This is a genomic window from Bradyrhizobium sp. Ghvi, assembly GCF_900115265.1.
Classification (GTDB): Bacteria; Pseudomonadota; Alphaproteobacteria; order Rhizobiales; family Xanthobacteraceae; genus Bradyrhizobium.
On the sequence record NZ_FOVU01000017.1, the window covers coordinates 1 to 14,332 of the forward strand.

The window sequence follows — 14,332 nt, forward strand, 5'->3', positions numbered from 1 at the left end:
GGTCAGCCCCAAAGCCTTCAGGGTGTCCGCCTTGCCGGTGATGCTCAGATCAGCGCCCGTCGAGCTGTTGAGAACCAACGCGCCACTGCCGTTGACGGTCGAGGGCGTCTGGCCGCCGTTGGACGTCAGGGTACCCGAGACGTTCCTTTGCGCGCCGCTGGCGATGTCAACTGCGGTCAGCACGTCACCGATCGAGGCTTTCGTCGTCGAGCCGAGATAGACGAGCGAGTTGCCATTGGCGTCGGTGAAGACGTTACCGGTGGTCGTGTTGGCGATCGCAGTGACCTGGGTGTATCCCGTAGGTGCCGTGGTCGGAGCGTCACCCGAAGCAAAGGTGATCGTCTTGCCGTCAACGGTGAACGTATCGCCTGCAACGACACCGGCGTTGGCGTCGCCCGCACCTGCGCCGTTCAAGAGCTTGGCCGCGGTGGTGGCCGCGTTGATCGCCGTGCCGGTGACGGTCGCGACGGCCGCGCTGCCGAGCGTGGTCGTGCTCGATGCAGCGTGAGCACCACCGGCCGTGCCGTCGAACAGCACGTTGGTCAACGCGGTCGCGCTCGAATAGGTCGTGGTGCCGCGCAGGTCGGACGAGGTCGCACCGGCGATCGTGGTCGAGACGTTCGACTTGGTCGAATAGCCGACCGTGGTCTGCAGCGCCTGGTTGGCGATCGACTTGGCGCTGTCCAGCAGCTTCGACAGCGAGGTGATGCCGGTGTTGGCGGCCTGCAGCACCTGCACGCCGTTGGCGATGCCATCGAGCAGGTTGTTGATGTCGCTGGCGCGATTGTCGAGCGACTGGGCGGTGAAGAAGTTGGTGGGGTTGTCCAGCGCCGAGTTCACCTTCTTGCCGGTCGACAGACGCGACTGGGTGGTGGCGAGGAGGTCGGCGGTGGACTGGAGAGAGAGCAGGTTCTGGCGAACCGATGCGGAGAGGACGATACCGGACATACTGTTACCTTTCTGGTAGCTACGCGTCCTGTTTGACCGATATTGATCAAACGACGGGCGGACGGTGCCTCCGAGCCTCTAACAATCCGTGAAATGAAACCCCCGGTTTGTCCGCTTCGAACCCAAAACGGCGTTTGGCAAAGTTATGCCCAGCTCCATTGCTGAGCAGCAAGATACTGAAAGCATTCTTCTTTTCGGCTCCCACGGAAATCTTTACGACCCGTTAACCACATTCAGCAAGGATTGGACCCAAATCAGGGCGGGCAGCCATTATTCCGGGAAGCGCGCGCCGCTCGTTACAAGCGGGTTAATGGAGAACAGGCATGGCGCTCAAGGTCGAGCTCAAACCGCATGAACGCATCATCGTCGGCAATTGCGTCATCACCAACACCGACCAGCGCGCCCGCCTTCTGATCGACGGCGAGAACGTGCCGATCCTGCGCGAGCGCGATATCCTGACGCCGGAGACGGCCAACACGCCGGCCAAGCTGGTCTATCTGGCGGTCCAGCTCATGTACATCTCGCCGGACCCGCAGAGCCAGCACGGCACCTATTTCAACCTGGTGCGCGACATCGTCACCGCCGTGCCGAGCGCCTGGTCCATCATCGAGGGCATCAACAACAACATCATGAGCGGCGACCTCTACCGCGCCCTGAAGGATGCCCGCAAACTGATCGCCTACGAGGACAAGCTGCGTGAGCAGTTCGAGGCCACGCATCCCAAAACCGAAGCAGGCAAGACCGACGTCAGCACGGCCGCCTGATCTCAAGACTAACGAGAACGACAACGGCCCCGGATCATCTTTCGGGGCCGTTGTCGTTTCAGCCGGTCGTGGCTACTGCGTCGCAAGCGGCGGCGCTTCGACCTCGATCAATCCGCCGGTGCGCTTCGTACCGAACTCGATCACGGCCGACACCAGTGCGTCGATGTCCGTCTCGGCGGTGCGATGATTGACGATCGCGGCGCGTATCGCGAACTTGCCGTCCAGCGTCGTGCCCGACGGCGCGGCGATGCCGGACTCCTGGATATCGGCGACGATCTCGCGATTGACCGCATCGCCAGCGCGGTATCGGAAGCAGACGATGTTGAGATTGACAGGCGCGAGCAGCTCGAGCCTCGGCTCGGCGAGCACGCGCGCCTCCAGGTATTTTGCCAGCGCGCAGCTCCGGGCGATCACCGCACCCAGCCGGTCGATGCCGAACGTCTTCAGCGTGAACCACGTCTTCAGCGCGCGGAAGCCGCGCGACAGATCAGGACCGAGATCGCACGGCCACACGGTGCCGGCCGCAAGCCCCCTCGCCTCACGGCTCAAATAAGCCGCCGGCTGCGCGAAGGCCTGCCTGTGACGTTCGCCGTCGCGCACCAGCAGGAAGCCGGCGTCATAAGGCACCTGGCCCCATTTGTGGAAATCAAGTGCGATCGAATCCGCAAGCGCGATGCCGTCGAGCAGCGGCGCAAGCTCCGGCGAGAAGATCGCGAGCGCCCCGAAGGCGCCGTCGACGTGAAACCAGATTCCCTCCTCCCGGCACAGCTGCGCGATCGCCCTGAGGTCGTCGATCGCGCCGATGTCGACGGTCCCTGCAGACGCCGTGACCAGGAACGGCCTGAACCCGGCCGTGCGATCGACAGCAATCTGTGCGCGCAGCGCGGTGACGTCGATGCGATGGTCGACATCGACATCGATCTTGCGCAGCGCATCGGTTCCGAAGCCGGCGATATCCATCGCGCGGGAGATGCAGCCATGCGCGGCCTTCGATGCGTAGGCCGTGAGCAGCGCGCCGCCGTTGCCGAGACCGTGCTGCCGCGCCAGCGCGCCGAGCGCGCTCGTACGTGCCACCAGCACCGCCATCAGATTCGCCATCGACGTGCCGGTGACGAAGATGCCGCTTGCTCCTTTCGGAAAGTCGAACAGGACGCGCATCCACTCGACGATCTGGCGCTCGACCGCGATGGGCATGTGATCGCGACCGCCGAGATTGGCGTTGAGGCCGGCCGCGAGCATCTCCGCGATCATGCCGACCGCCGTGCCGCCGCCATGCACCCAGCCCATGAAGCCGGGATGAACGTTGCCGGTCGCGTAAGGCGCGACATGCTCGGAAAATTCACGATAGACCTCGGCGAGATCGGTCGCCTCGCGCGGCACATCGGTTCTGATAGCCGCGCGAACCTCGTCGGGGATCGGCTGCCAGACCGGGCGCGCGCGGACATTGGCAATGCCATCGATGGCATCGTCCAGCATGCGATGAGCGAGCGCCCGAAACTCGCTCCAGTCCTCCGGATCGAGCGATCCATTCGAAACGCCGGCTTGCGGATTGCGGATGATCTCGTTCATGCCGCACTCTCCACGTCCGCCTTTGCAGTGCCCTTGGCGTGCCGCGACAGCATCGCGGTGAATGCAGCAAAGATCTTGCGCATCTGCGGCGGCTTGTATGGAAACACGACAGGCGAATCCATGTTGTGCACGACGGCGGTGTTGTCGGCCTCGAACACCAGCAGCTCGCCGTTCTGATTCTCGGCGCAATCGACGATGAAATAATCGAGCCCGACCCGCCGGCTCATTACGTCGAGCGCGCGCCTGTGGCGCTCCGCGAAGGCGTGGTCGAAGTCTTGCATGAAGATGGCTTCTTCGGCGCGCTTCTCTTCGCTGAATGCCATATAGGCGTTGAGATACCAGATGTCCCAGCGATCGGCGATCGCCATGTGACAGGCATAAGGCCTGCCGTCGACCATGGCGAGTCGGATCTTGCGAAACAGCCCGTCGGGGCCCGCATAGTTGACGAAACGCGCAACGAAGAAGTCTTGCTCCTGCCGCTCGGCGAGATAGGCCGCGAGGGCGGCCGCATCGTCGAGCTTCGCAAGCCCGACGCCGGCATGCGTGCCGCGCGGCCGCGCGATCATCGGAAAGTGCAATTCGCCCGTGATGTCCGCGCAAGCGATCCGGCCTTCCACGAGATCAGTCAATTGCGCGCGCGTTGCGTGAGCCGTCACGGGAATGTCGAGACCCGGGATATCGGCCAGCAGCCGGAACAGCTTGTCGCGGTCGAGATTGCCGATCAGCGCGGGGCGATTGAGCAGTGGTCGCGGCCAGTGCGGCGCGGCCTTTTCGATCAGCGCCAGCGCTTCGCGGCATTCCTCGGAATCGGATGCGACTACGATGGCGACGTCGTGCTCGGGCAATGTTTCCGGCAGGCCTTTGTCCTTGGTCACATACAGCGTCAGGAGCTCGATGTCGGAGTCTTCGAGCAAGAACTCGATCGGCGTGTTGCCGCCCATGTCGATGTCGGCTGCAAGTGCAAGCACGCGCAACCCCGGCTTAGGCACGGCGGCAGGCGTGCGAAACAGCTGATGAAACGACAGCACCTCGGATTGGATCACGAGGCCGGCTTCCTTCTCGCCCATCAACTGGGCAATCAGCGACAGATCCAGCCCCTCGCCTGCCTCCGCCGTCCCCTCCGCGATCCGCGCCAGGAGCTGGTCGCGTAACGGATGTAGATCGACGCCCTCGAAGGCCTGTCGGGTCAGATGCGCGAAGCCGATACGGTCGGCATAATTGGGCGCGGCAAGCGGATGCAACATCTACACCTCGAATACGGATTACGCCGGCACGGCGGCGGTACGGTCAAGCAGCAGCTCGATCTTCACCAGGACATGGGCGATGCGATCGAGGGTGTGCTGCACATTAGCTTGCGCTTGCGCGCCGTCGATCGACCAGGCTTCGGTGACGAGCCGCGCGCCGACGCAGAGCCGCAACGCGGCTTGCGGAGCGGCGTCCGCTTGCTCCAGCCGCACCGGCTGCCCGACGAGACAGCGCTGCGCGGCAACCTCGCGGTCGGCGTCGCTGCCGACGATATCACCGCTCATGTCGCGCGCAAGCGCGCGATGCACGGCACTGGTGTCGGCGACGGACACCGGCTTGTTGTTACGCAGCAGCGTAAACGGAAAGATCGAACGCTGCACAAATTCTTCATCGTCAGCATCAGCAGTGCCGACTGCTGCAGGTACGGCCCGCAGCGACGGCGACAACGCAATCATGCTGTCGATGCCTGCCGCAAGCTCAGCCATTGCCTTGGCGCGGAACGCGCCGGGCACGGCGTAGTAGCTGCCGATGTCGGCCAGCGCGGCTTCCCAGCGCAGCCACTGACCGAAATTCGGCCGACGCTCGAAGCGCGAGCGCAGCGCCGTCCATGCCGTCGGCCAATCGCAACGGCCGGCATAGTGAAAGAAGCCGGGCGCGATCCCTTCGATCCTGTCAAGCACGCGCCACATGCCTTTCGGCACCAGCAGCGCACCGCTGAAGGCAGGCCCGCCGAAGAATTTCGAACCGGTCACCAGCACCATGTAACCGCGATCGAGATAGGATCCCAGCCGCCGGCGGCCGAGCCGCGCCTGGCAGGCATCGACGACGACCTGAACCTTGCGCGGCCAACGCCGCGCGATCTCATCGAGACAGGCGGCACTCGGCGCGCGCCAGCCGAGCTTTGACGAATCCATGATGTGCAACAGAACCCGCCGGCCTTGCGCGAGGCTGTCCTCGATGGCGCGCATGACCGCGGCATCCGCGTCGGTTCGCATCATAAGGCCAGCAGCGTCGAGCAGCGGCACCGCGATGCTGTCGCCGGCAAGACCCGCGATCGCAGCGTCCTTGCGCACGGCAACGCCGCTCGCCGTCATCGCACCGAAATGGTGGCCGCGCGCGGTATGAACGGTGCCGCTGCCGGTCTGGTCGGCGCCGACCACGATCGTCACCGGCGGAGCACCGAGCATCGCGTGGGCCAGGAACAAGGCATGGAGCTGGGAGTCCGTGCCCGATGGCGAGAACACGATGTCGACGCGGGGCGGCAGCTGGAAGTGACCGCGCAGCTCGTCACGCAGGTCCTCGCAGCGCCGGTCGAAGGCGATCTCGACCTCGTCGAACAGCGATTTGTGCACCAGCTCCTCGCGCGCCAGCGCCGCACGGTCATAGGCCTCTTGCGAGATCGTCGATGCGGTCGACGAGCCGAAATTCCAGATATGGGGTTCCGGCGACGGCGCGCAGCCATGGGCGTTGACGCGCGTCTTCGGGTCGAGCGCCAGCCGCCCGTCTCCGCCGGAGACAAGCAACGTATCCAGTGGCGTGAAGAGATCGCGCAGGCGATGGCGCGAGCCGCCCTCGGATGCGCGCTCGATGTCTGACAGGCGGGATGCGCCGATGCTCATCCCGGGCAGGCTCACGCCGCGTCCACCGCCGCAGCGGCAGGCGCGGCTGCGAACTGCGAGGCAATGTCGCCGTGGAAGACCGACGGACCGACATGATCGAGAGGGCTCTGGATGTCGGCCCAGATCTCACCGCCGATATCGGTCCAGCGCTTGCAGAAGGCGAAGTCCTCCGAAAGATAAGTCCCGGTCGCCGGATCGATCATGCATTCGAACAAGGCGAACCTGTTCTGGCTCGTGACGAGCGAGTCGTGCGAATGCTCGCGGAAGAACTGCAGGTTGGCATAGTCAGGATGACGGCACATCGCCTCCAGCGCCTGTCGCCGGATCATCAGGAAACCAGTGCCGGCATATCGCACACGGGTGAAGCCGTTGACCACCACGATGCGATCGGGGTCCTCGATCTCGAGCACGTAGTCGAGCGAGGCGGCCGGCACATCGGTGCGGCCAGACTGGATTGCCCGCTTCGCCTTGTCCCAATTGACCCGCTTGATCGGATAGCAGCCGGCGACGACATCGGCGCCGCATTCGATCAGCCGGAACACCTGCTCCGGCTTGAAACCGATATCTGCGTCGATGAACAGGAAATGCGTCGCGTCGGGGTCGTCCAGGAACATCGCGACCAGATTGGCTCGCGCGCGGGTGATCAGCGCATCGCCGTCGCGCAACAGCACCTTGAGGCCGAGATTGGACATGCCGTGCACGGCGCGCTGGAGCGCGAAGATCGAGCTCGCATAAATGCTCGACACCTGCCCGCCGAAGCAGGGCGTCGCGACCACCAATTGCATGTTGTCCGACATTGACGGCTCCGCCCCCCGCTCAAACCCTCTCCAAGAGGTAAAGAGGCATGGTTAACGGCGCCTTAATGCGCCGTTACAGGAACTTGACCAGCGAGAGCTCCGCGAGTTTGGCGGTCGTCTGGTAGGACGCCTGCAGCGCGTTCTGGAGCGACAGGATTTCGCTCGCGACCTGGTCGGGCGAGGCCGACTCCGCCTGGTCCACGATGGTCTGGAGCTGAGCCTTGGCCTGGGTCTGGCGCGTGGTCGCGTCCTTCATCGTGTTCTGGGCCATCGCAAGGTCGGTCTGGATGTCCTCGATCTTCTGCTGCCCCGGCTGCGGCGTCAGCGCCTGCGTGGTCCGCAGCGCCAGGGCCGAGACCTGACCGCCCGCATATTGCCCGGTCGGCGATGTCGAGAACGTCCCAAACACGGCGATCGCCTGCAGTTGCTTGCGGATCGCAGTCTCGTCGGCCTGCGCGCCGTATTGCACGGTGACGGAGTCATCCACCCGCGCCACCGCGGTCGAACGCGCCGAGCCCGGCCCGTCATTGCCGGTGTACCATTTCACTGTGGTGGCCGAGCCATTCACCAGCGTCGTCGCCGAGCCGAGAGGCGAAGAGCCGACCCGCAGCGGAGGCTTTGCTGCCGTAACCGGGGAGGACGTGAAGCCGAGCGCCGTGAACGCCGCGCTGTTCGAGCTCGTGATGTTGAGGCTGCCGGGATCGTCCGTATTGATCGTGATCACGCCGCATTGGATGGTCGACGGCTTCGAGGTGCCGGTGAGCTGATCGATCTTGCTCAGCAGAGTTGTAATGTTGTCGGTAACGTTGATCTGGTTCGGGCCGGTGGCGCCCGAGGCGACAAAAGTCAGCGTCTGACCGTTCACCGTGATGGTATCGGGAGCCGACCCCGCCTGGAACGCCGCCGTGAGGACTTCCGGGCCGCCCGCGGTCGCCGTGCCGCTCAGCACGGTTGAACCGGTGATCGGGGGCGTCGACGGTACGTTGCCGCCACGCGTCACGCTGCTGAGACCGAGCGCCGTGGCCGCGCCGCCGGCGACCGCCACGTCTGTGCCGGTGCCGGTCGCGATCTGGATATTGCCGCTGGCGCTCAGGGTCACGTTGGCGGAGGGGATGCCGGCGGCCGTCGCGATCGCATTCAAGATATCAGACATCTTCGCGGCGCTGCCCGAAGCCAGTCCGATCGTGGTATTGCCGCCGGCCGTCGTGACCGTGGTGACGTTAGGGTCGAAGGTGATGGTGTGGGCGCCGCTCGCGCCGGTGATGGTCAGGGTGGTACCGGTCGGAGCGTTGGCGAGCGCGTTGAGAATAGCTCCGTTGAGATGGGGTGTCGCCGAAGAATCGAGCGACGTGCTCGTCGAGGCAGCCGCCAATGCGCTGTCCTGCAATGCGACCGAGCCCGTCCCGGTCGTCGAGGTATAGGCCGAGCGAAAATTGCCGGCGGCCGCCACATTCGCGATAGCCGACCCCGCCGTATTGAAGAAATTGTCGCCTGCCGCAACGGCGGATGCCGCCACCAGCGAGGTGCCAGCCAGCTTCTTGATTGCGATGTTCAGCGCTGTGTTGAGATTAGATGCCGTAATGTTCGGGTCGGGAGCAACCGGTGGCACCGCATTGGGCTTGCCGGGGTCGATGGCGAAACTGCCGGCCGGCGTCGGGACAGCCGTGGACGCGGTCAAGTCGATCTGCTCGGTCGAACCGTCAGGCAGCGTGAACTGGACGCTGAGCTTGTCGCCGTTGTTTGGGTTGACGCCATTGAGATCGACCGAGAACGACACCGGCGAGCCGCTCGGGCCGGTGACGGTCGCGCCTGATAGCGTCGAAGACACCGCCTTGAGCTTGAGCCCGAACGGCGACCCCGCAACGTCTTCGGACACCTTCACCGAGCTCGGCGTCGGCTGCGGCGACGCCAGCACAAGCCGGCCCATGCCGTTAGCGCCGAGGTCGGCGGCCTGGCGCTCCGCCATCACCGTCTTCAGGCCCGCTTGCGTCGTGGTGCCGTTGATGATGTCGCCGGCATCGGCGACAGATTGCGTGTTGTAGGCGGTCCCGGAGAACAGATAGCGGTTGCCCGACTGCGTGTTGAGGACGCCAACCATCGAGCCGAACTGCGCGGCGGCCGTGTTCTGCGCCACCGTCTGGCCGTTGACATTGAGATCCTGCGCGGTGCTGGCCGAGCCCGTCTGCACGGTATTGCGGATCGTGGTCAGTGACTGCAGCGCGGTGTTGGCGAGGTTGATGTTGACGTTGACGTTGGTGATCGTGTCGGTATAGGCGGCGATGTTCGAGAGCTGCGCGCGCGAGGCGATCGCAAAGCCCTCGTTGGTGCCCATGCCGGAATAATTCTGCGACAGCTTGCCGGTCGAGAGCTGCGTCGACAGGTCGGTGAGCTGCTGATTGATGTTACGGATCTGTGCGCCGAGGATCGACGAGCCGTAATTGATGCTGCTGATCGACATGTTTCAGAGCCCTACTGATTACCCTTGAGCCTGGATCAACGTGTTCATCATGCTCTGCACCACCGACATCACATGGGCGTTGGCGGCATAGGCATTCTGGAGCTGGATCAGGTTCGACATCTCCGAGTCCAGATTGACGCTGGAGGTCGAGTTGAACTTGGCCTGGAGCGTCGAAACCACGACGCTCTGGCCTTGCTGGAGCGCGGTCGCCTGGGTCGAGGCGTTGGCCTGCACGCTGAGGAATTGCTGCAGGTAATTCGAGACGCTGCCGGTGAACGGCTGGCTCGCCGAGCCGAGACCGGTCTGCGGCGAATAGGAGAAAACCGTATTCGTCAACTGCGAGTAGAGATAGTCCGAGCGCGTGGTGTCGCCGGTGGGCGTGACCGGCGAGGTGTTGTAGATCGACAGCCTGGTCGGGTCGGCGGTGAGCTGCGTGTTCACGGCGATGCGCCCGGCAAGGCCCGTCATCTGCGAGCCCGAGCTCGTGATCGCGCCGGTATAGAGCGCCTGCCCGCCATCGGTGAACAGCGGAAGCTGCGGACCGCCCGAGGTCAGCGAGGACACCGTCTTGCTGCTCGACGCCGAATTGACCTTGGCGAGGCCGCTGTTGTCATCGGTAACCCGGAGCGTCGTCGCGGTCGCCGGCGAGGGAGCTGCGGAGAACGTCAGGTGCGAGCCTGACAGCGCGGTGTTGAGCGCGGAGGCGATCGCCCCCATGCCATTGGCGAAATTGACCCCGATCTGCATCGGATTGGCATTGGTGGCGTTCTGCAGCGGCAGCGCCGCCGGATCGGTCACGTTCACCAGCGTGATCTGGCGCTGGGTATTGGTGGAATCGGTATAGGTGATGTTGACGCTATTGCCCGGCTGCGCGCCGGAAAGATCGATGTCGAAGCCGGCAGGCGGACCGGAGACGGTGGTACCCGCCGTGGTCTTGTCCGACAGCGCGCTCGACATCGTCGCGGCGAGCTGGTCGACCTGGTTCTGCGCCTGCACCAGGGTCTCGTCGCGCAGCTTCAGGTCGGCCGCGATCTGGCCGGAGGAGACCACGTTGTTGCCGACGACGTCGATGGACGAGCCGTTCGGCAGCTTGAGGGTGAGCGCTCCGACGCCGGACTTGGCCGGATCGATATTGTAGAGCGAGGTCGCCGACAGCGCGCCGGAAGACGCGAAGGAGAATTGCGAGGCCAATCCCGCACCGACCAGCTGGACACCCGTCGTCGTATAGATGTTGGCCTGGTTCGATCCGTCGGTGGTGACGCGAACGTCAACATATTTCGACAGGCTGTTGATGGCCTGGTCGCGCTGGTCCATCAGGGTTGCCGCGGACGGATCGGTCGGCGACAGGCCCTGGAGCTTGGTGTTGATGTCTGCGATCTGGTTCAGCGCCGCATTGGCGGCTTGCGAGGAGGTGCTGAGATCCTGCTCGACGTTGGAGCGCAGCGACTGGATGCCCTTGGTGGTGACGTTGAGCTGCGTCGCCAGCGCCTGGGCGGCACCGAGCGCAACCCGCTGCGCCGAGGACGAGCCTGCGCTGGTCGAGAGCGCCTGCAGCGAAGAGGTGAAGGTATTCAGCGCGTTTTCAAGCGTGCCGCTGTTGCCGGGCGTGCCATAGACACTCTGAAGCTGCTTCAGGATGTTGGCCATCTGGTCGGCATAGCCGCTGCCGCCGGTCTCGGTGCGCAGCTGGTTCTGCACATAGCCGTCGATTTCGCGGCTGACGCCTGTCGTTTTCGCCGTCGAGCCGAAGTCACCTGTGGTGACTTCGATCTGGTTCGGCGTCTGGGCGACATAACCCGGCGTCTGCGAGTTTGCGACGTTGGACGAGACGATCGAGAGCGCGGCCTGGTTGGCCCGCAGACCGCTCATCGCACTGGCAAGGGCTGAACTCAAACCCATCTTACTTGCCGCCTTTGGTTACGTTACGCGCCGATCAGCGCAACACGTTGAGGAGATCCTGGACCATCGAATTCGCCGTCGTGATCACCTTGGTGTTGGCCGAATAGGCCTGCTGGGTCACGATCAGCTTGGTGAATTCGTCGGCGATGTCGGTGTTCGAACCTTCCAGGGACGAGCCGCTGATGCTGCCTGAGGCGCCGTCGATCGCCGGCCCCGACTGGTCGGTCGCTGAATAAGCGCCGCCGTCCATTGCCTTCAGATAGTTGGTGCCGTTGAAGTGCGACAACGTCACCTGGGCGAGGTCGAGGTTCTGGCCGTTGGAGAAGGTGCCGACCACGAGGCCGCTGTTGTTGACCGCAACCGAGCGGAGCTGGCCGGCAGCATAGCCGTTCTGGGTGATGGTGTTGATGGTCACCGCGCCGCTGGTGCTGGCATATTGCGTCAACCCGCCCGAGGAGATGTTGAAGGCGACAGAGCCGAGCTGCTGGCCACTGACGCTGACATTGTTGATGGTGACGCCCGAGCCGCTCGGCGAGGTCAGCGAGCCGTCGGCGGCGAAGGTGAACGTCTGTCCGGTGTTGACCCAGCCGACTGTCGTGCCGGTGGCGGCGGGATCGGTCTGGTAGAACAGGTTCCAGCTATCGGTATGACCGGTGCCCAGCGAGGCACTGTCGGTCTTGGCCCATCGGAGCTGCAGGTTCACCGGCGTGCCTGCGGCGTTGTAGGCGGTGACCGCGCCGCCGCTGATCGATTCCTTGGTAAACGTGGCGATATCGTTGCCGATCACGGTGCCGGTGCCGGCGGTGCCGCCACCACCGCGGGGCTTGTTGATGGCCGACGTGAAGCCGAGCGCGGCCAGGGCAGCGGTGTTGCTGCTGGATATCTGCAGGGCGGGGCTGGCGATACCGGTATTCAGCGTGATCACGCCGTTACTGATCGATGAGCCCGAAGCGCCGCTGAGATAGTCGATCTTCTGAAGCAAGGTCGAGATGGTGTCACTGGTGCTGATCTGGTTCGGGTTGGCGATGGGCGGGGCCGTAGAGACGAAAGTCAGTAGCTGACCGTTCACCGTGATCGTATCGGCCGTCGGGGGGCCCGCGGTGAAGCCCGTTGAAAGAACTTCCGCGCCGCCGGCCGTCGCGGCGCCACTGAGCAGCGTGTTGCCGGTGATCGGAGGCGTGGACAGCACGTTGCCCCCGCGCGTCACGTTGCTGAGGCCAAGCGTAGTGGCCGCGGTACCGCTGATCGTAAGATCGACGTTCACGCCGCCGGTAATCTGGATGTTGCCGCTCGTGTTGACCGCCGCGGTGACGCCGTTTCCGGCCCCGCCGGCCGTTGCAATCGCATTAAGGATATCGTTCACCGTATTCGTGGTGGGGCTTTTGAGACCGATCGTGGTGCTGGTGGCAGTCGTGGTGATGCCCGAAATGGTGTTGTCGAAGGTGATCGTATAAACGCCACTGCCATTGTTGATCGACAGCGTCTGGCCGGCCAGCGAGGCGGCGAGATGCGGGGATGCACTGGGGTCGAGGGACGTGGCACTGTTCGCCGCCGCCGAAGCGCTGTTCAGAAGCGCCACCGAACCAGTTACCGTCGTCGACGTGTAGGGCGAACGCAGATTGCCGGTAGCGGCGCCGCCGGAGATCGTTGCGTTCACATAAGGCGGGGGCGGGGTACCGACCGGCAACGGATTGGCGGCGAAATCGGACGGATTCAGGCCGCCCGCCGCCAGCAGCGTCTTGCTCGCCGCAGTCGAGCTCGCCGCCGTGTTCGGCTGAGAAGGAAGATTCGCGGCGTACTGGATCGAGGTTGTCGCCTGGGCCGGGATGAAGTTGTTCTGGAATTTCAGGACGGACGCCACGTTGCCGGTCGGGTTTCCGGTCTTCGGGTCGACCGTGACACCCATCAGATAGTAGCCGGCGCCGTTGACGAGGTTGCCGTTGGCGTTGAGCTGGAAGTCGCCGCGCCGTGTGTAATAGGTGACGCCGCTGAACTGCGGCAAGTTGTCGACGATGCTGGTGGCTTTCTGGATCGAGAAGAAGCCATCACCGGTGATCGCCATGTTGGTGGCGACGCTGGAGGACGAGATCGTGCCCTGCGTGGTGATGGTGGCCTTCGCATTTGCCGTCACGCCGCCCGCGACCTGCTTGCTCGGGACGGAGGCGTCGGGAATGAGATCGACGAAGCTGGTGCCGATGCCCTTGTACCCAGTGGTGGATGAGTTGGCGATGTTGCCGGAAATGTTCTGAAGCGCGAAGGACTGCGCCTGCAGACCACCCACCGAGGTATTCATTGCATCGAAGATACCCATAACTTTGTCTCCAAATCCGGTCGCGGCGGCGGATCGACTTATGGCCGCAATCGGGGAGACAGTCGCAAGGCCTATGCCAAAGCGGGTATCGTCAGAAAATCAATGACTTAAATGAAGATGCCCCGATCAGATGACCGGGGCATAATTGCCGGACCGGCAACAATTGCCGGGGAATCTCATCAATCGACGCCCTACGTCGCCGACGGTGTCGCCGGATGGAACACCAGCCCGAAACCGTCGATGCAGTAGCGCAATCCGGTCGGCTTCGGGCCGTCGTCGAAGACGTGGCCGAGATGGCCGCCGCAGCGCCGGCAGTGCACCTCGGTGCGCACCATGCCGAAGGTGCGGTCCTCGGTCTTGCCGACATTGCCCTCGATCGGCTGGTAGAAGCTCGGCCAGCCCGTGCCGCTCTCGAACTTGGTCTCCGAGGTAAACAGCGGGAGGTCGCAGCCGGCACAGGCGAAGACGCCTTTGCGATGCTCGTTCAGCAGCGGGCTGGAGCCCGGCCGCTCAGTGCCCTCCTTGCGCAGGATCTCGTATTGCTGCGGCGTCAGTTGGGCGCGCCACTCGGCGTCGGTCTTCTCGATCTCGAATTTTTGCGCGGCCTTCTCGCCGGCTGCTGCCGGCGCTGCCCTCAGCCAGCGGAAGGCCGAAAGGCCAAACAGGCCGGCGACGGTGGTTAGCAGGATTCGGCGGTCAAACATCTCATTCTCCGTGCGCGG

10 protein-coding genes are annotated in these 14,332 nt (G+C 64.2%); 1 reads left to right on the forward strand and 9 read right to left on the reverse strand.

The window, feature by feature from the left end:
* A partial coding sequence (locus BM374_RS34260) for a DUF1522 domain-containing protein (protein ID WP_143270319.1) occupies positions 1 to 948 on the reverse strand: 948 nt, incomplete at its 3' end.
* 323 nt (positions 949 to 1,271) lie between these two features.
* Between BM374_RS34260 and flbT the strand changes: the two genes are divergently transcribed.
* Complete coding sequence (gene flbT / locus BM374_RS34265; protein ID WP_092302936.1) at positions 1,272 to 1,712, forward strand: flagellar biosynthesis repressor FlbT; 441 nt, start codon at positions 1,272 to 1,274, stop codon at positions 1,710 to 1,712.
* A 72-nt stretch (positions 1,713 to 1,784) separates the two neighbouring features.
* On the opposite strand, the gene BM374_RS34270 is transcribed toward flbT, so the two are convergent.
* From BM374_RS34270 to msrB, 8 genes are all read right to left on the reverse strand, one after another.
* Positions 1,785 to 3,281 (reverse strand): pyridoxal phosphate-dependent decarboxylase family protein, encoded by a 1,497-nt coding sequence (locus tag BM374_RS34270; RefSeq protein ID WP_092302938.1) that lies wholly within the window; start codon positions 3,279 to 3,281, stop codon positions 1,785 to 1,787.
* A complete protein-coding gene (locus BM374_RS34275; RefSeq protein ID WP_092302940.1) occupies positions 3,278 to 4,525 on the reverse strand; it encodes an ATP-grasp domain-containing protein in 1,248 nt (415 codons plus the stop codon). The genes BM374_RS34270 and BM374_RS34275 overlap by 4 nt, the downstream gene beginning before the upstream one ends.
* An 18-nt stretch (positions 4,526 to 4,543) precedes the next feature.
* Positions 4,544 to 6,145 carry a hypothetical protein gene (locus BM374_RS34280; protein ID WP_092302942.1) on the reverse strand — a complete coding sequence of 534 codons (1,602 nt, stop codon included), beginning with the start codon at positions 6,143 to 6,145 and terminating at the stop codon, positions 4,544 to 4,546.
* A gap of 11 nt (positions 6,146 to 6,156) precedes the next feature.
* Positions 6,157 to 6,942 carry a methylenetetrahydrofolate reductase gene (locus tag BM374_RS34285; RefSeq protein WP_092302944.1) on the reverse strand — a complete coding sequence of 262 codons (786 nt, stop codon included), beginning with the start codon at positions 6,940 to 6,942 and terminating at the stop codon, positions 6,157 to 6,159.
* 73 nt (positions 6,943 to 7,015) lie between these two features.
* Positions 7,016 to 9,400, reverse strand: a complete 2,385-nt coding sequence (locus tag BM374_RS34290) for a flagellar hook associated protein (RefSeq protein ID WP_092302946.1) — start codon at positions 9,398 to 9,400, stop codon at positions 7,016 to 7,018.
* Positions 9,401 to 9,418: 18 nt separating this feature from the next.
* Entirely contained in the window at positions 9,419 to 11,299 is a 1,881-nt protein-coding gene (flgK, locus tag BM374_RS34295) for a flagellar hook-associated protein FlgK (protein ID WP_092302948.1), read from the reverse strand.
* Positions 11,300 to 11,333: 34 nt separating this feature from the next.
* Positions 11,334 to 13,610: a flagellar hook-basal body complex protein gene (locus tag BM374_RS34300; RefSeq protein WP_092302950.1), complete on the reverse strand. Its 2,277-nt coding sequence runs from the start codon at positions 13,608 to 13,610 to the stop codon at positions 11,334 to 11,336.
* 191 nt (positions 13,611 to 13,801) lie between these two features.
* Positions 13,802 to 14,314 carry a peptide-methionine (R)-S-oxide reductase MsrB gene (msrB, locus tag BM374_RS34305; protein WP_092302952.1) on the reverse strand — a complete coding sequence of 171 codons (513 nt, stop codon included), beginning with the start codon at positions 14,312 to 14,314 and terminating at the stop codon, positions 13,802 to 13,804.
* Positions 14,315 to 14,332 lie beyond the last annotated feature (18 nt).

Coding starts and splice junctions, on each gene's coding strand:
- flbT (WP_092302936.1), top strand. CDS start 1,272: ATGGCGCTCAAGGTCGAGCTCAAACCGCATGAACGCATCATCGTCGGC.
- BM374_RS34270 (WP_092302938.1), bottom strand. CDS start 3,281: ATGAACGAGATCATCCGCAATCCGCAAGCCGGCGTTTCGAATGGATCG.
- BM374_RS34275 (WP_092302940.1), bottom strand. CDS start 4,525: ATGTTGCATCCGCTTGCCGCGCCCAATTATGCCGACCGTATCGGCTTC.
- BM374_RS34280 (WP_092302942.1), bottom strand. CDS start 6,145: ATGAGCATCGGCGCATCCCGCCTGTCAGACATCGAGCGCGCATCCGAG.
- BM374_RS34285 (WP_092302944.1), bottom strand. CDS start 6,942: ATGTCGGACAACATGCAATTGGTGGTCGCGACGCCCTGCTTCGGCGGG.
- BM374_RS34290 (WP_092302946.1), bottom strand. CDS start 9,400: ATGTCGATCAGCAGCATCAATTACGGCTCGTCGATCCTCGGCGCACAG.
- flgK (WP_092302948.1), bottom strand. CDS start 11,299: ATGGGTTTGAGTTCAGCCCTTGCCAGTGCGATGAGCGGTCTGCGGGCC.
- BM374_RS34300 (WP_092302950.1), bottom strand. CDS start 13,610: ATGGGTATCTTCGATGCAATGAATACCTCGGTGGGTGGTCTGCAGGCG.
- msrB (WP_092302952.1), bottom strand. CDS start 14,314: ATGTTTGACCGCCGAATCCTGCTAACCACCGTCGCCGGCCTGTTTGGC.